Genomic DNA, 16628 nt, shown 5'->3' on the forward strand with positions numbered 1-16628 from the left:
CGCTATGCGAGAAGATCCCAGACTGCCGCATTGGGGCCGCCGTCGCTGCCCCGAGGAGAGCGATTCAGCCCAGCCGGCGGCCTGGGCATCCCGAGGCGTAGCCTGACGAGTCGCTCGCGCCGCTCCATCTCGGGGGTATGATTTGAATTCTCCAGCACTTTTTTGAGCAGATGCAGATCGTTATGGAAATAGGACGAAAAAGCGCGCTGCCTTTCCAGCGTCTCGATGACGGACGCCTGTAGCCATTTGCCGAGATCGCTTTGCAGCTCGCGATGATCGAAATCGCTCGCTGGCGGCAGGAAAGGGCGGTTGATGGAAATCTGCAGGTCTTCGTGCAGCGGCTCCGCGAGCCAGGTCATCTCGCGCAACAAATTCTCTAACCTACCCACCGCCGCCTGTCGCTCGCCCAGATCGAGCAGAATCCGGATCAGGACCAGATGGGTTGCGAGATGCCCATCGCCTTGCGCGAGAAGATTCCGGAAACGCTCCTGACTTTCGAGCAGGAACCGATAGCGATCATTCAGGGGACGGGTTTCGTCCTGAGCCAGCAGATAGAGATTCAACGCCGTCTCGTAAGCGATCCAATAGACATCTTTCGAGCGGTCGGCGATCTGCCAGCCAATCAGCAGCGGCTGCGCATAGGGATAGGCGGCAAGTCGGAGAGGCCAGATAGCTTGATTCATCGATTTTTCCATTAGGAATGCCGATTACGACACCGGTCATACCGGAGACGATTTAGAGCATCAATCCTCGCTGCCTCAAGGAATTGGCGCGCTCCGCCCCGCAGGCGAAAAGATTGCGTCGATATTCATCGAGCGGATGCGAGGAACCAAAGGGAACCAGTGCATTCAGTCCGGGGATCAGACGATAGATTTCCATATTCAAACCAGCGAAGGCGTCCATAAGACCTGATCGAATTGGGTTCGGTGGGATTCGGAACATGACCAACGGGGTTTGTTTCATGAAGAAATCGTTTCCTCCCTGAAGGACACCGAGATCCTGGCCGCCAACGTTAAGCCGTAGAAAATCGACCGCCACCCCGGTTGGCCAACGCGCGTCCCCAAGCAGGTCATCCAGGGTCGACATGGGCACGCACTCCGTGCGGCGGTCGTCTTGCGGACTGTTTGGTCTGCGACAGCCGCGGATCGCGATATCCGCCTCGCCGGCTTGGCCAGACAGCCCAACACGAATCAGCGTCAGGACATCCGCCAGGCCATTTTCGATTATCCCCTGGGCGAGCAGGTCGGCTGACGTCAATGTCGGTTCCAGGGCAATCACCCGGCCATTTCCCTGCATCAGTTTGGCCATGGTTAGCGCATAGATGCCATGATTCGCGCCAACATCCAAGGCGACCATGCCGGGCTGAACGAACTGGCGCACCCAGGAGATTTCATCCTCGAACCAATCCTCCTGCTCCAGGAGCGCATAGGTGGTCAGGCAGTGAATATCGGCAGGGACGCGGACACGGACGTCTCCGGCTATGGACACCACGAAGGTTCCGGAGGGAGGTTCCTGGGCCGGAATGGCGGGGGAGATAAGGGGCGATGGCAAAGGCGATGCGGTCGCCTGCGCGGTCGCCGGGATTATTGCCTCGCGACGCGGCGGGTCCAGCCGACTCTCTGGCGCGATCGCGTCTTCGATACGCCGCCGTAACGCATCCGCGGTTTGCGAATCCAGACCAGCCTTGCGGGCGCGGTCCATCACGACCAGCGCATCCGGCGGGCGCTTTGCCAGTAGCAGTGCCTCGGCGAGGGCGAGCCAGTAGCCGCCGACTTCTGGCGCGCGCTCCACAGCCTTTTGCAGGTGCTCCAATCCAGGTTCGATCTGGCCACTTTCGATTTCGAGGATGCCGAGATGGTGATTGGCCTCGGCATGTTCGATATCAAGCGCCAGCACCGCGCGATACAGCCACTCGGCAGCCTCGCCACGCCCGGCTCGTTGATGCTCGATGGCCTGTTCGAGCAGTCGTTGAGTATCGCTCACGGTGGGTCGCTCCAGGTTGGAGTTGGAGAATCGTCATCGGTCAGAGCACAGCGATGGGATATCATGAATCATTGGCTCTATCGGCATCCTAGCACCCAATCCGGCCAGGGTCCAAAGCATGGCGACCCTTGCTAGCGATTCACGGCATGCTCGGAATGGTGACGTCATGCCTGAAACTTCGGGGACGGTCTGAACGTTGACGCTGGCATTTACTTCGAATCCTGGAAAGACAGCAGCTTTTCGATCGCTTTCACCACCTTCGCGCTCTCCGGCCCGGTGGTGCTGATGTAGTGATCGACGAGGTTGCCATTGCGGTCGATCAGATACTTATAGAAGTTCCACTTCGGATAGGGCGCGCCAGCCGCGGCGAGTCGCTCGAACAGGGGGGCCGCCCTGCCCTTCTTGACGCCGACCTTCTCGAACATGGGGAATTCCACCGAGTAGGTCAGTCGGCAGAATTTCTGGATCTCTTCCTCCGATCCCGGATCCTGATTGGCGAAGTCGTTGGACGGGAACCCGAGAACGACGAACCCCCGATCCCTGTACTTTCGATAGAGTGCTTCGAGCCCTTCGTATTGGGGCGTGAAACCGCACTTGCTGGCGGTGTTGACGATCAGAATCACCTGGCCCTGATAGGCCTCGCAAAGATTCACGGTCTCATCGCCGGCGAGTCGGCGTACATCGAGATCCAGCAGGGACGAACAGCTTTTCGGGTCGGCCGCCACCGTGGCACTGACGGCGGTCAGCCCAAGCGCAAACAGGGTGTTTTTCATGAGCGATCTCTTTCGGTTGAGAGTGCACGAATCAGGAAAAAAAGGTCGGGCGGTTCGGGCGGGATTGCAATAGCCGCGCCCGCACCGATCATGTTTTAACGCCCCGACAGCCTCTCGCGGGCGACGATCAACCACGGAGAACGGAACGGATATGAACGATTGGGTGAAAGCAAAGGCGATCGGCAAACATCAATGGGCCGAGGGCCTCTACAGTCTGCAATTCGACGCGCCGATCGCCGATTTCAAGGCGGGTCAATACATTAAGGTCGCGCTCGAAATCGACGGCGAACGCATCGGCCGACCCTACTCGCTAGTCAATGCGCCCCAAGATCGTCCGTTGGAGATCTATTTCAACGAAGTGCCCGAAGGCCCGCTGACACCGCCGCTCTCCGCCCTGAATCCCGGCGACGAGGTTTGGATGACGGCCACGGCGGGCGGCATCTTCACCCTCGAAACGGTGGAGCCGGCCGAGACGCTCTGGTTGCTCGCGACCGGCACCGGGCTTGGCGTCTATCTCTCGATCCTGCGCACCGCCGAGCCCTGGGAGCGTTTCAAGCGCGTGATCCTGGTCCATGGCGTGCGTCAGGCAGCGGACCTTGCCTATGGCGAAACCCTGAGCGAGATCGCCGGACGTTATGGCGATCGCTTCAGCTTCGTCGCCGCGGTGAGCCGCGAACAGAGTCCAGGCGCCTTGCCCGGCCGCATCACGGACCTCCTGACCAGCGGCCAGTTGGAGGCCCAGGTCGGCGCGACCATCGACCCGGCGACCAGCCATGTGATGCTGTGCGGCAATTCGGCCATGATCAAGGACGCGAAGGCGATCCTGGAGGCGCGCGGACTCGTCCGGCACCGTCGCCACGCGCCCGGCCAGTACACCACCGAGCAGTACCATTGAACCGGGAGCGCTGACAGGTTGTCGGCGGTCAACCGCGCCGCCGCCATCGCAACACCGGTAGGACGAGATACTGTAAGAGCGCGCTCAGGAGCGCGCCCGCGCCCAATGCCTGAAGCATGAGCGCGGCCTCTGGATAACCGCCATCGTCGTACAGCAGGCCGATGGCCAGAACAGCGGCCAGCGTGACGATCGCCAGATGGACGCTGACATCGGTGGCTGGTCCCGACCAGCGCGCGGCGAGCCGGGCGCCGAGCCAGGCCGCGAGTGCCCCGCCCATCAGACCCGCCGCGACATCCACCGGCCAATGCACCCCGACCGCGACCCGGCTGAGACCAGCGAGAATCGCGAGCAGAAGAAACAGCAGACGCCACTCGATCAGGCGCGCATGGTAGATCAGCACGCCGAAAAAGACCCCGGCCGTGACGCTGTGACCCGACGGAAAGCTGTGATGCCGATGACCGGGACCGATGAGATGGAAAGCATCGGCGGCCAGTACGCCCGGCGGACGGGCTGAGTCGACCAGTTCCTTGAGCCCGCGACTGTAGAGGATCGCGATCACGGCGGACACGACCAGCGTCCAGAACACGCGCGGATAGCGCAGCGAGAAGAGCAGCGACAGCGCGAACGGCACCCGCTCGTCGCCCAGGACCGTAAGGCATTGCCAGATCCAGTCCGGATACCCCGCGGCCCAGGCGTTCAGGCGAACGAATCCGGCGTGATAACCGCACGCCAAAACCAGCGTTGCCGCGACGATCATGCAAACCAAGGCCCAGCGCGCCAGCCAGCGGGCGCCGTCCGGCGACTCCAGCGGGGTCCGAGCCGTCCCGGCTAGCAGGCGCTCATGCCAGTCGCGGCGCAAAAAAGCCAGCAGGCCAGCGGTCATCGATCACTCCTAAACAATGCCTTCGCTCCCCTCATGTCGTCAGCGGACGACCTTTGCGCCGATCCGTCGCGATCAATCGAGCGACTGGTAGTAATCCATCAGAATCTGTGCCACTTCAGGACGCGAGAACTCGGGCGGCGGCGCGACTCCGCTGCCGAGTAGTTCGCGCACCCTGGTGCCGGAGAGCAGCACGAAATCGTCCTTGGTGTGATCCGGCGCCTCGCACATCATGACAACTCGATTGAGCTTCTTCGAGTAAGCGGTGTGATCCGCCTTGAAAATTTCGATCTGCATCGCGCCCGCCGGAACCTCTTCCTCAAAGATGGTCTGGGCATCGAACGCGCCATAATAATCGCCCACGCCCGCGTGATCGCGACCGACGATGAAATGGGTCGCCCCCATGTTCTGACGGAAATAGGCATGCAGCACCGCCTCGCGCGGCCCCGCATAGAGCATGTCGAACCCATAACCCGTCACCATGGCGCTATTGGGCGGGAAATAAAGTTCGACCATCTTGCGAATGGAGGCATCGCGCACCGGCGCCGGGATATCGCCCGGCTTGAGCTTGCCGAGCAGCATGTGGATGACCAGACCGTCGCAATCGAGACGCTCCATGGCCATGTGGCAGAGTTCCTCGTGCGCCAGATGCATGGGATTGCGGGTTTGGAAGGCGACCACGCGCTTCCAGCCACGTTCCGCGATCTCGTTGCGGATCTCGACGGCGGTGCGGAAGGTATCCGGAAAATCGTCCTGGAAATACGAAAAATGCAGCACCTGGATCGCGCCGGACACGACATGGCGGCCCTGCTCATGGAAGGTCGCGACGCCCGGATGTTGCGGATCCTGGGTGCGATAGACCTTCTCTGTGATCAAGTTCATCTGGGCATCGGAGATCTGCTCGATGGCCGCGACATCCATGACGGCCAGGACCGGATTGCCCTCGACGTTCGGATCGCGCAAGGCAATCCGCCGGGCGTCGCCGATGGCCGCGACGCTTTCCAGCAGACAGAGGACTGGCACGGGAAAGAAGAGGCCGTCGACCGTGCGCATGGTTTCGGCGACGCTGACGGCGTCCGCCACACTCATGAATCCCGCGAGCGGGCTGAAGTAACCGCCGCCCATCATGACGGCATTGCCGGCCGCCTGCGAACTGATCACCACCGATGGCAGGGTTTCCGCCTCGCGCATCAGTGCGTGGTGCTGGTCCGGGTCGTAGACGAACAGTGGTTTCAAGGTCTCGGAACCCACGGGTTTGATCATCGCCTGTCTCTCCTCTCGGCTGTATCGACGGATTACGGAAGGTGCATTCAACAAGATGACTGCGTGGCGGTTCGCTGATCGGACAATGCTCTCTGGAAGGTTCCGGACGAGCATGGTTGACAGCGCGGGAACCTTATCACGAGCGCGGACCAGTCCGGACATGGTTATGTTTATGGAGCCAATAATTTCGCAAGGGTTTGGAGCGTCATGCGACTTCGGATTGCGATAGACTTCACGGCAAATTCTCCACCACCCTCGCGCCATGCGCTCCTGAAATCTCCGCGCCTTGCGTCAGGCCAACCATCGTTAGGATTTTCTCGACATGCCCTATTTCGTCTACAGGATTTCCCCGCCTCGACAACTCGAACACCTCGAAACGGTCGAGAGTTATCGGACCGCGCGCGCGACCGTGCGCGAGCGTCGCCAACACGAGCCCGCCGAGACGGGCGTCGAGTACCGTCTGATTTTCGCGAGACAACAGGGCGAGGCCGAAAAAATCCTCTCGACCCCGCGCGACGAGCGCGTGATCGGAGAGGACTGAGCGAAAAGACGATCAGGAAAACGCGGGGTCAGCGCACGGTCAGCGCGATGCTGGCGGGCTGCTCGTCGCGGAAGTATTGGAGCACCTTGCGGACATAGCCCTGGGTCTCCGCATAGGGAGGGATCTGGCGGCCATGCTTCATCACCGCGCCCTCGCCCGCATTGTAGCCCGCGAGCGCAAGCCGCAGATCCTGATCGAACATGTCAAGCAGATCGCGCAGATAGGCCGCCCCGCCACGGACATTTTCGACCGGATTGAAACTGTCCGAAACCCCATAGCGAGCCGCGGTCCCCGGCATCAACTGCATCAATCCCTGAGCCCCCGCCGAAGAGACGGCTGCTGGATTGTAGGCGGATTCCGCGCGGATCACGGCATGCAGCAGCCCTGGAGACAATCGGTAACGACGCGCGTTCGCGAGCACCAAACCGTGATAGGTGGAGCGTTGTTTGGGCAGCGACTTGCCTGAAGAGACGCCCTGAGGCAAGGACTTCTGTCGGCTGCCAAGCACATTCCGCTGACTCTCCCGCACGAGTTTTCTCGCCTCGCGATGCCATTCCAGACGATAGCGGTTGCCCTTCAGCGGCGCATCGGTGAAATAGACATTCCCTGCTGCATCCACGTATTTGTAGACATCCGCCCAGGCGGGCTCTCCACACATCGTCGCGACGAGACCCGCCGTCAAAACAAACCGTATTGCAACAAGCATCGCGTGCCTCCCGGAAAGGGCGAACAATATCCATCATAATCCAATTCGCGCCCCAAGGGCATCGTGACCCAAGTGCCTTTCCCGGCGGATCTCCAAAGCTGATCGATGCGATCGGACTCGGTCTTGAAGCATTTGTTTTCAGTATAGATTTTTTGTTATAAAAAGATGTTAAAGTCGAGTCAAGTGAATTCTAGGATTTTCATTTGGAAGACTTGAAGATTAGCGATCTATGTTTTTTACTTCGTGTAACACTTTAAGTTTGCGCAGGAAGCCGCTCGAAGGGAATTTGTGATTGCTTTCTCGATTCGCGTGCCTATAATGGCAGCCTCAATGATCGTTAAACGTCCATATAATGTACCGGAGGGAACATGAATCGACGTTATTTCCTTGGGACGCTATTGTCCCTGGCGTCCGCGCCCGCGCTTGCGAAAAAAGTCTCCGAACGGCCGCGTCAACTCTCATTTCATCATTTACATACGGAAGACCGCATCAGCGTCGTCTACCGAATCGGTGACCGCTATCAACGAGGCGCGCTCCAGCAACTGAATCACTTCTTCCGGGATTTCCGCACCGGCGAAACCGTCGCGATGGATCCCCAGCTTTTCGACCTGCTGTACGATGTCAAAACCCACCTGGGAGATTCGGACGCCCGCTTTGAGGTCTTGAGCGCGTATCGTTCTCCGCAAACCAATTCGATGCTTCGACGCGCGTCTCATGGCGTCGCAAAAAACAGCCTGCACCTCACGGGCCAGGCAGTCGATGTCCGTTTTCCCGATTTGTCCATCCGCTATATTCGCGATGCTGCCGTCGCGCTTGGCCGCGGCGGTGTCGGATATTATCCGCGCTCGAATTTCGTCCATCTGGACACTGGTGCGGTCAGGCGCTGGGGCGCTTGAAGCGATACCGGTCCGAGTAGCCGATGCGTCTCTTTGAATCCTGAGTCGCGGTGAAGGAAACTCGGGTCCATGGCCCGAGTTTGCAGCAATGCGCGGGAGTCTCTTAATCTCCCTTTTCAGGCGAGGTTATACGTTGGTCGCGCGAGGCTCAATTGATCCAGATCATTTGATAGGCCGGTCGTTTCCGTTTAACCGAGAATCCGAAAGCTCGCTGTGAGTTCCGCGACGTCGATCTCACCCACCGCAAGCCGCAGACGTTGATTCAGTTCCACCTCGTCGCGAACCCTGACGCGCGCCTCCATGGCCAACTCGGGCAGCAGCAAAATCACTTTGCGATCCTCGCGACCAACCACGATCCCCTCCCCTTTCCAATTTGGATTATCCCTTAAAAACAGCAGCTTCCAGTGCTGATTCGAGAGACGTTCGCCACGCCGAATGGCGATGGATGCGGTGTCTGCCTCGCCGCTGCATTCCATGATCCGTTGCGCCGATCGCGGCTCGCGGCCGCCTAGCCAGGCACGAATCTGCTGATGCACCAGCAAATCCGAGTAGCGCCGCAGCGGACTCGTGGCGCGGGTATAGAGTGGCAGACCGAGACCGGCATGGGACTCCGGTTCGACCGATAGACGGGTCGGTTTGAAACAGCGTCGCCGCGCGTACATCGCCGCGAGATCGGTCGCCTCATCGCCATTCTCAGGCGGGGGCTGGGTCGCGAACGGGATCGGGATACCCTGATCGAGACAAAAACGCGCCGCAGCCTCGCCGGCCATCAGCATCGCATCCATGACCATAGCGCGGCTTTTGAGTCTTGGCAGCGGACGGATGACCACCTGCCCGTCGACGACACGCACACTGACCTCCGGTAGCTCCAGACTGGTCGCGCCCTGCGCCGAGCGGCGATCCCGAAAACGGTTGGCGATCGTGCGGAGCGCGGCGAATGGCGCCGTATCCAGTTGCGTCTCGACCACGTCATAGCTCAACCGCTCGACCCGCACCCAACTCCGACATACCTCGATCGCCTCGATTTCACCGGCATCCCCGCAGCGGAAACCGAAGGACAGCGCTGGCGAGACCGGCTGGAGACCAAGCCCCAGCCGGTCGGTCACGGCGCTCGGGAGCATGTTGACGATCCGCTCGGGAAGATAAAGATTCGCCCCGCGCGCGCGCGCCTCGCGTTCCAGATCGCTGTCCGGATCGATCAGCGCGGCCACGTCGGCGACATGCACCCAGAGCCGCTCGCCATCGAGACTCAGCGCATCGTCCGGATCCTGGTTGCCTTCGTCGTCGATGGCATAGGCGGACAGATGGGTGAGATCGATCCGATCCTCTTCTGGCAACTCTGGGACCGGGAGATCCGGATCCTGGGTGGGCGCGCCACAGCGCACCGGATAGGGATTGTGGTTGCGCTCCCAGTAGCCGACCTGCACCAGCGTTCGATGCGCATTGCCCGGCGTCTGTTGATGGCCGAGCGCTTCGAGGATACGGCTATGCTCCGACTGACCGAGCGCCAGTCGTTCGACCTCACCCAGACGATGGGTGTCTTCCGGTGCCGGACAGGCCGCCGCCATACGCTCCAGAAAGGCTTTCCAGTCGCGCTCGGCTGCGTCCCTCGCGGCGCGCTCGGCCTGCTCGCGTTCGACCAGTTCGCGGGTGCGGGCCTGGATCGCTTGCGGCCTGCCGGTAAAGGTCAAGCCCTCGGCCACGAGTTGCCAGGCGGCCCAGGCGGTGGCGGGCGTAAAGGCGTTGAAGGCCAGTTCGGCCAGATCCTTCAGGGTGGTTTCGCTCCCTTCCAGGAGTTCCCATGCCTCGGTCAACTCGCCCTGCTGCGGCGCCAGCTCGGACAGACTGCGCAAGGGGCCGGGATGGAGCAGTTCGACATCCTTGGCGCGCACCCGCTTACTGTGCCCGCCATCGAGTTCGATCTCGATCTTCTCGCCGATGCTCACGACCCGCGCCGGGCGGATCTTGTAGAGCACGAGACTGTCTATGGGTGGATTGGCCTGATAAATCGACAAGGCGCGTTTAACCTGTTCCAAAAACCTAATCAACATTGATCAGGCGGATTGATCCGCGCTTGGTTGACGCGGCGAGCCGCCCAACTCAAGCCCTTGACGCTCAGTCGCGCCGGACTAGAAAAAATCAGTGGTCAATGAATGGCTTCAACTTTTTTCGATGATCAAGACGCATCCTGTTGACAGGATGGATTCCGTGCTTCCGCTCGCACCTCGGCCAGGAAGCAGTGCACCCGCCGCGAATCGCTCAGGCGTGTCTGAGTGGGATAGGCATTGGCGCAGTCAGCGAGGGCCTCTGGACAACGGGGGTGAAAATGACAACCCGCGGGCGGATGCGCCGGCGACGGCATGTCGCCTTCCAGCCGAATGACCTGGCGTCGTTGCGCCGGGTCGATCACCGGAACCGCCGAGAGCAGCGCGCGGGTATAGGGATGGCGCGGATCGTCCAGAATCTCGTCGACCCACCCCTGCTCGACCACCCGCCCAAGGTACATGACCGCGACCTCATGGGCCAGATAGGCGACCACCGAAAGGTTATGGGTGATGAAGAGATAGGCGAGTCCAAGCCGATCCTGAAGATCTTTCAGCAGATTCAGAATCTGCGCCTGGACGGAGACATCCAGGGCGCTGGTGGGTTCGTCGCAGACGATGATCCGTGGCTCCACCGCCAATGCGCGGGCGATACAGATGCGTTGGCGCTGCCCGCCGGAAAATTCGTGCGGATAACGTTGCGCCGATGCGGGGTCCATGCCGACCAGCTCCAGCAATTCGGCCACCCGGCGCATCCGGTTGGCGCGGCGCGGTTCGATCCCCAGGGACTGCAAGCCCTCGCCGATCACGTCGCCCACCAGCATGCGGGGGTTCATGGAGGCATAGGGATCCTGAAAAATGATCTGCAGATCCTTGCGGAAGGCGCGCATCGAGCGATGTCCCAGTCCGACCAATTCCTGGTCACGATAGCGGATCGAACCGCCGGTGGGCGGGATCAATTGCAGAATGCCCTTGCCGGCGGTGGTCTTGCCGCAGCCGGACTCGCCGACAAGAGCGAGGGTTTGGCCGGCGCGCAGTTCCAGCGAGACGCCATCCACGGCCTTGACATAACCGACCACCCGTCGCAGAACGCCACGCTGAATCGGAAAGTGGACCTTCAAATCCGTCGCGCGCAGCAGCAGCTCATCCTCCCTCGCGCGCGGTTCGGCAGCGGTCGCGGACCCAGGCTCCGACCACGAATCGCTGACCTCTGACCGCCGACCGCTGTTCCAGAGATGGCAGCGCACGCCCCGCCCCTCGCAGATGTCCAGCCAGCGCGGCGGCTCCTGGCGGCAAATATCCATCACCGCGGGACAGCGATCGGCGAACCGGCAGCCACGAAAAACCGTCTCCAGCGGCGGTACCCGGCCTGGAATCACGGCCAGCCGTCCGCTGCGCTTGTCAGCGCTCGGCAGGCTTTCCATCAAGCGGCGGCTGTAGGGATGGGCTGGGGCTGCGAAAAAATCCGCCACTGTCGCGGTTTCGACGAGCTGGCCGGCATACATCACCGCCAGACGATCGGCGGTTTCGGCCACCACGCTCAGATCGTGGGTAATCAGCAGCACGGCCATGCCGGTGTCGCGCTGAAGATCCTTCAGCAGGCGCAGCACCTGCGCTTGAATCGTGACATCCAGCGCCGTGGTCGGCTCGTCGGCGATCAGAAGTCGCGGATCCCCGGCGAGCGCCATGGCGATCATGATGCGCTGTTTCATGCCGCCGGAAAGCTGATGGGGGTACTCGCCGACCCGTTGCTCGGGATCTGGAATGCCCACGGCCCGCAGCAATTCGACGACCCGCGCCGGCACCTGATTGCGCGAGCGGCCTTCATGGACCCGCACCGCCTCGGCGATCTGATCGCCGACCGTCAGCACCGGATTCAGCGAGGTTTGGGGTTCCTGAAAGATCATCGCCATGCGACCGCCACGGATGCGGCGCATCTCGGTCTCGGTCAGACGCGGCAGATCGATCCCGTTGAGCCGAACCGAGCCCGCGACGATGCGGCCCGAGGGTGGCAGGAGTCGCATCAGCGAGAGTGCGGTCATGGATTTACCGCAACCCGATTCGCCGAGCAGCGCGAAGGTCTCGCCCGCGCGAATCGTGAAATCCAGTCCATCGACCACCCTCGCCGGGCGCTCGACGGCGCCGAGCTGGGTGGTCAGACCTTCGACTTGAAGCAGGGGATCGGTCATAAAAGGAAAAATGTCCCGATGGCTGGAGCGCCATCCATTTCTCACCCCAAACCCAGAATGTTGAACCCGGTATCCACGTACAGAATGTCCCCGGTGATCCCGCTCGCCAGATCCGAGCACAGAAAAGCGGCGGCGTTCCCGACTTCCTCGGTGGTCACGGTGCGTCTCAGCGGGGTGTGTTTCTCCACCTGATTCAACATCGCGCGGAAATGCGAGATCCCAGCTGCGGCTAGGGTATAGACCGGTCCCGCCGAAATGGCGTTGACACGGGTTCCCTTGGGACCGAGCGAGGCGGCCAGATAGCGGACGTTGGCCTCCAAACTGGCCTTGGCGAGCCCCATCACGTTGTAGTAGGGCACGGCCCGCACGGATCCAAGAAAGGTCATGGTGAGCAGCGCGCCGTTGCGTCCTTCCATCAAGGGCCGACTGGCCTTAGCGAGGGCGGCGAAGCTGTAGGAAGAGATCTCGTGTGCGGTGGTGAAGCCGTCCCGGGTCAGCGCGTCCACGTAATCGCCTTCCAATTCATGCTTGGGGGCAAAGGCAATGGAATGGACGATGGCGTCCAGGCCGTCCCAGCGTTCTTCCAACTCCGCGAAAAAGTGAGCGATCTGCCGGTCGGTGCTCACGTCAAGCGGCAGGACGATGTCCGACCCCAATTGAGCGGCAAAGTCCGTGACGCGAGACTTAAGCTTCTCGTTTTGGTAGGTCAGGGCGATCTGAGCGCCCTCGCGGCGCATGGCCTCGGCGCAACCCCAGGCAATTGAGCGGTTGCTCGCCACGCCGGTGATCAGGATACGCTTGTCTTGAAGAAACCCCATGGGTGCCAATTCTCCGGTTCGTCGGGCGGCGCGGGCGGCGCCGGGATTTGCTGATTTCGGTGGCATGGGCGCAGTGCGATCATAGCGTCCCAGGTTGACTCGCAAGACTACAGAAACTCGACAACTCGTGAAAGGGCGATCAGGCGCGGCGGTCACGCAAGCCCTGCCTGAATTTCGCGGTTAACGATAAACGGGAGGAGCGAAAGAATGACCGACCTCGCCACGCTCTATCAAAATTGGTTTCGTGGCTCTTCAACTCGCCTTGCGTCACCATAGACGGTCGGCGGGACGCGGTTTAAATATCTAAAATGAATGACTTAAACCGCGTCGACTCGGGTTTTACAGGTGAGTGTAAACACGGCTGACGACTCAAAACGGCGTAGACCGTCATGGATGCGGTTTCATGGTCCGGATCTCGCACAGAATCGCCGCAATTGATAGCATTGGTCTTTTCAATATCCGCGATGTGGGCGACGGTCCGTTTTAGCGTTGCGAGATGAACGCTGGTCGACGTCCCCGGATCCCCTGCCAAGGCTGCTGAGTCATGTACACCATCGTGCGTCGCCAGGCTTTTTCCGAAATCACATTCCTGTGGGAAGTTCTGGCACCCGACGTAGCCCAAGCCGCGCAGCCCGGTCAATTCGTGATGCTCCGACTGCACGAGGGCGGGGAACGGATCCCGCTGACCGTCGCCGATTTCGACCGCCGCGCGGGGACCGTCACCCTGGTCATCCAGGCGTTCGGGAAGACCACGCGCGAGATGGCGCACCACTACCGGGAGGGCGACCGGTTCGCCGATTTCGTCGGTCCGCTCGGCCGGCCCCAGCGTATCGAGAAGGTCGGGCATGTGGCGCTCGTCGGCGGCGGTCTCGGCATCGCTCCGATCTATCCGCAACTGCGCGCCTTCAAGGAGGCGGGAAACCGCACCACCGGCATCGTCGGGTTCCGCGCCAAGCCGCTGGTCTTCTGGGAAGACCGGTTCCGCGACTATTGCGACGAACTCATGGTCTGCACCGATGACGGCAGCCATGGCAGGCCGGGGTTCGTCACGGAGGCGCTGCGGGAGCTGCTGGAGCGCGACCCGCCCGATTTGGTGGTGGCCATCGGCCCGCCGCCGATGATGCAGGCCTGCGTCGAAACGACACGCCCCTTCGGCGTCAAGACCCTGGTGAGCCTCAACAGCATCATGGTCGACGGGACCGGGATGTGCGGCTCCTGTCGCGTGAGCGTCAACGGACAGGTCCGGTTCGCTTGTGTCGACGGACCCGATTTCGATGGCCATCAGGTCGATTTCCAGGAGCTGATGGCGCGGCAAAAACGCTTCAAGTCGCAGGAGGCGACAGCCAGCGAGGGCTACGCGCATGTCTGCGAACTCGAACGGAAACTGTTCGAGGAAGATAAGCGAAATTACAAAAAAATCAAACAGATCGAACCGAAACAAACGCGAATGCCGGAGCGCGATCCGCAAGAACGTGCGAGGAATTTCAAAGAAGTGAATCTCGGCTACACGCTTGACCTGGCCCTACAGGAAGCCGAGCGGTGTCTCCAGTGCGGCAACCCCAAATGCATTGCCGGCTGTCCCGTGCAGATCGATATTCCGCGTTTCATCCGCCACCTTCTGGTGCGCGACATCGATGGCGCGGCGGCCGTCATCCGCGAGTCCAACGCCTTTCCCTCCATTTGCGGTCGCGTCTGTCCCCAGGAGACGCAGTGTGAAGCGCAATGCATCATTGGCTCCAAGGTGGAGCCGGTCGCCATCGGACGCCTGGAACGCTTCGTCGGCGATCATGCCAACCCGGCTAGAATCGCGCCGCTCCCGGTCGAGAAACCGCTCGGCAAGGTCGCCATCTGCGGATCGGGACCCGCCGGTCTAGCCGCCGCGGCCGATCTGGTGAAAACGGGCTGCGACGTGACGATCTACGAGGCGCTCCATGTGGTTGGCGGCGTCCTCCAGTTCGGCATCCCCGCCTTCCGCCTCCCCCGCGAAATCATCGCTCGCGAGGTCCAACAACTGCGCGACCAGGGGGTCGAGATCGCGGCCAATAAGGTCATCGGTCGTACCTTCACGGTTCCTCAACTGCTCCAGGAGATGGGCTACGACGCCGTCTTTCTCGGCATCGGCGCCGGCGCACCGACTTTTCTCGGCATTCCAGGCGAGCACGCCGCCACGGTCTACAGCGCCAACGAATTTCTCACCCGTGTTAATTTGATGGGAGGCGACCGGTTTCCCTATGTCGATACCCCGATCCGCGTCGGTCAGAGCGTGGTGGTGGTCGGTGCCGGTAATACCGCCATGGACTGTCTGCGCGTCGCGAAGCGGCTCGGCGCGCAAAGGGTGACCTGCGTTTATCGACGCTCCGAGGCCGAGGCACCGGCCCGCGTCGAAGAGCTTCGCCACGCCCGGGAAGAGGGCGTCGAGTTCTTCTTTCTCCATGGCCCGGTCGAGGTTCTCACCGATACCGAGGGCAATGTGACGGGCATGAAGGTCGAAAAGATGGCGCTGGGCGAACCCGACGCGCGGGGACGCCGCCGGCCCCTGCCGACCGGCGAACGTTTCGACATCGTCTGCGATACCGTCATCTCCGCGCTCGGCACCCGGGCCAATACGCTCGTCACCGAATCCACCCCGGATCTCGCGCTCGACACCCGCGGTTACATCGCGGCCGACGACGGCAAACTCGCATCGACGCAGGCCACCAATCTGCCCGGCGTGTTCGCGGGCGGCGATATCGTGAATGGCGGCGCCACCGTGATCCTCGCGATGGGCGCCGGACGGCGCGCGGCCAGATCGATCGAGACCTATCTACGGCTTGGCAAGAAATGGCCCATCACCGCGACCGATGTCGCGGACCTGGCACCCTCCACCGTCGGGCAGGAACCTGTCGGCATCGGACCTGCGGCGACCGAGCCGGATCAAGCAGACCGTCTGCTGTGTCCGAAATGCCGTTCTCCACTGGATGACGGTGGCGACAGTTACGTCTGCTGCGCCGACGCGCGGCTGGAGTGGCGTTGCGAATCGTGCGGCAAGGTCAGCGAGGGCTTTGCCTTCCCCTACGGCGTGTGTCCTGCTTGCGGCGGGGTCTTGACGGCCCTCGACTCGCGCCGGATCGAGGGGACCGCCGCTCTCGCGGCGATTCGCGCCGCCTTCGAAATCGAGCTGGGCGGCATGGCCTTCTACCAACGCGCCGCCATCGAGACGCCGGAGCCCGTGCTCAAGGATCTGTTTCAACGCTTCGCCAGCATGGAAGAGGAGCACATGGCGACGCTTGCCCGCCGCTATCATGTGGACATTCCATCGCTGTCCGACACCTTCCAGGTGGAGCGAGCCGCCCTCTACGCGGGCATCGCGAGCCATCCCGACGATCCGATCAACCTGTTCCGGATCGCGATCGCCTGCGAGGAACGGGCCGTCGAGTTTTTTACGGAACGTAGCGAACAGGAAGCTGAGGACTCGCCCGAGGCGGCGCTTTACCGTGAACTGGCGGCCGAGGAGCGGGAGCACGTCGCGGTACTCACAACAGAGCTTGATCGCTATCGACAAGGCAAACCTGGACTGCTGTAGCCATGTTGGCGTCGATCATCGTTTCGGCCATCGCTCGTTGTCGTTGTCGTTGTCGTAATCGCATCATCGACAACGCATCT

At 61.7% G+C, this 16628-nt stretch carries 13 protein-coding genes; 4 read left to right on the plus strand and 9 right to left on the minus strand.

What is annotated here, in order from left to right:
- Nucleotides 1-2: 2 nt before the first annotated feature.
- The 3 genes from THIVI_RS04345 to THIVI_RS04355 form a co-directional block, all read right to left on the minus strand.
- Entirely contained in the window at nt 3-683 is a 681-nt protein-coding gene (locus THIVI_RS04345) for a hypothetical protein (protein ID WP_014777414.1), read from the minus strand.
- A gap of 52 nt (nt 684-735) precedes the next feature.
- Nucleotides 736-1983 carry an FkbM family methyltransferase gene (locus THIVI_RS04350; RefSeq protein ID WP_014777415.1) on the minus strand — a complete coding sequence of 416 codons (1248 nt, stop codon included), beginning with the start codon at nt 1981-1983 and terminating at the stop codon, nt 736-738.
- A gap of 209 nt (nt 1984-2192) precedes the next feature.
- Nucleotides 2193-2756 (minus strand): glutathione peroxidase, encoded by a 564-nt coding sequence (locus THIVI_RS04355; protein WP_014777416.1) that lies wholly within the window; start codon nt 2754-2756, stop codon nt 2193-2195.
- Nucleotides 2757-2907: 151 nt separating this feature from the next.
- Between THIVI_RS04355 and THIVI_RS04360 the strand changes: the two genes are divergently transcribed.
- Nucleotides 2908-3651, plus strand: a complete 744-nt coding sequence (locus THIVI_RS04360) for a ferredoxin--NADP reductase (RefSeq protein ID WP_014777417.1) — start codon at nt 2908-2910, stop codon at nt 3649-3651.
- A 28-nt stretch (nt 3652-3679) separates the two neighbouring features.
- Here THIVI_RS04360 and THIVI_RS04365 read toward each other — a convergent pair whose 3' ends face one another.
- Nucleotides 3680-4534, minus strand: a complete 855-nt coding sequence (locus THIVI_RS04365; RefSeq protein ID WP_014777418.1) for a phosphatase PAP2 family protein — start codon at nt 4532-4534, stop codon at nt 3680-3682.
- A gap of 72 nt (nt 4535-4606) precedes the next feature.
- The gene (gene sat, locus THIVI_RS04370) at nt 4607-5794 is read right to left on the minus strand and encodes a sulfate adenylyltransferase (RefSeq protein WP_014777419.1); all 1188 of its coding nucleotides are present in this window, start codon (nt 5792-5794) and stop codon (nt 4607-4609) included.
- Nucleotides 5795-6116: 322 nt separating this feature from the next.
- On the opposite strand from sat, the gene THIVI_RS04375 reads away from it, so the two are divergent.
- Nucleotides 6117-6335, plus strand: a complete 219-nt coding sequence (locus tag THIVI_RS04375) for a hypothetical protein (RefSeq protein ID WP_014777420.1) — start codon at nt 6117-6119, stop codon at nt 6333-6335.
- 28 nt (nt 6336-6363) lie between these two features.
- Here the strand turns inward: THIVI_RS04375 and THIVI_RS04380 are convergent, their stop codons facing one another.
- On the minus strand, nt 6364-7041 hold the full coding sequence (locus tag THIVI_RS04380) for a lytic transglycosylase domain-containing protein (RefSeq protein ID WP_014777421.1): 678 nt from the start codon (nt 7039-7041) through the stop codon (nt 6364-6366).
- A 368-nt stretch (nt 7042-7409) separates the two neighbouring features.
- Here THIVI_RS04380 and mepK point away from each other — a divergent pair, with 368 nt between their 5' ends.
- Complete coding sequence (gene mepK, locus THIVI_RS04385) at nt 7410-7937, plus strand: peptidoglycan L,D-endopeptidase MepK (protein WP_014777422.1); 528 nt, start codon at nt 7410-7412, stop codon at nt 7935-7937.
- Between the two features lie 188 nt (nt 7938-8125).
- On the opposite strand, the gene THIVI_RS04390 is transcribed toward mepK, so the two are convergent.
- The 3 genes from THIVI_RS04390 to THIVI_RS04400 form a co-directional block, all read right to left on the minus strand.
- A complete protein-coding gene (locus THIVI_RS04390; RefSeq protein ID WP_014777423.1) occupies nt 8126-9988 on the minus strand; it encodes an RNB domain-containing ribonuclease in 1863 nt (620 codons plus the stop codon).
- A gap of 125 nt (nt 9989-10113) precedes the next feature.
- The gene (locus THIVI_RS04395; protein WP_014777424.1) at nt 10114-12168 is read right to left on the minus strand and encodes an ABC transporter ATP-binding protein; all 2055 of its coding nucleotides are present in this window, start codon (nt 12166-12168) and stop codon (nt 10114-10116) included.
- A 41-nt stretch (nt 12169-12209) separates the two neighbouring features.
- Nucleotides 12210-12986 (minus strand): enoyl-ACP reductase FabI, encoded by a 777-nt coding sequence (locus THIVI_RS04400; RefSeq protein ID WP_014777425.1) that lies wholly within the window; start codon nt 12984-12986, stop codon nt 12210-12212.
- Between the two features lie 544 nt (nt 12987-13530).
- Between THIVI_RS04400 and gltA the strand changes: the two genes are divergently transcribed.
- Nucleotides 13531-16548: an NADPH-dependent glutamate synthase gene (gltA, locus tag THIVI_RS04405; protein WP_014777426.1), complete on the plus strand. Its 3018-nt coding sequence runs from the start codon at nt 13531-13533 to the stop codon at nt 16546-16548.
- The last annotated feature ends 80 nt before the right edge of the window (nt 16549-16628 follow it).

This window comes from Thiocystis violascens DSM 198 (assembly GCF_000227745.2).
GTDB lineage: Bacteria > Pseudomonadota > Gammaproteobacteria > Chromatiales > Chromatiaceae > Chromatium > Chromatium violascens.

Bases quoted from the DNA above. Each gene is read 5' to 3' on its own strand.
- THIVI_RS04365 (WP_014777418.1), bottom strand. From the start codon at position 4,534: ATGACCGCTGGCCTGCTGGCTTTTTTGCGCCGCGACTGGCATGAGCGC.
- THIVI_RS04380 (WP_014777421.1), bottom strand. From the start codon at position 7,041: ATGCTTGTTGCAATACGGTTTGTTTTGACGGCGGGTCTCGTCGCGACG.
- THIVI_RS04355 (WP_014777416.1), bottom strand. From the start codon at position 2,756: ATGAAAAACACCCTGTTTGCGCTTGGGCTGACCGCCGTCAGTGCCACG.
- THIVI_RS04390 (WP_014777423.1), bottom strand. From the start codon at position 9,988: ATGTTGATTAGGTTTTTGGAACAGGTTAAACGCGCCTTGTCGATTTAT.
- mepK (WP_014777422.1), top strand. From the start codon at position 7,410: ATGAATCGACGTTATTTCCTTGGGACGCTATTGTCCCTGGCGTCCGCG.
- sat (WP_014777419.1), bottom strand. From the start codon at position 5,794: ATGATCAAACCCGTGGGTTCCGAGACCTTGAAACCACTGTTCGTCTAC.
- THIVI_RS04345 (WP_014777414.1), bottom strand. From the start codon at position 683: ATGAATCAAGCTATCTGGCCTCTCCGACTTGCCGCCTATCCCTATGCG.
- THIVI_RS04400 (WP_014777425.1), bottom strand. From the start codon at position 12,986: ATGGGGTTTCTTCAAGACAAGCGTATCCTGATCACCGGCGTGGCGAGC.
- THIVI_RS04375 (WP_014777420.1), top strand. From the start codon at position 6,117: ATGCCCTATTTCGTCTACAGGATTTCCCCGCCTCGACAACTCGAACAC.
- THIVI_RS04395 (WP_014777424.1), bottom strand. From the start codon at position 12,168: ATGACCGATCCCCTGCTTCAAGTCGAAGGTCTGACCACCCAGCTCGGC.
- THIVI_RS04360 (WP_014777417.1), top strand. From the start codon at position 2,908: ATGAACGATTGGGTGAAAGCAAAGGCGATCGGCAAACATCAATGGGCC.
- gltA (WP_014777426.1), top strand. From the start codon at position 13,531: ATGTACACCATCGTGCGTCGCCAGGCTTTTTCCGAAATCACATTCCTG.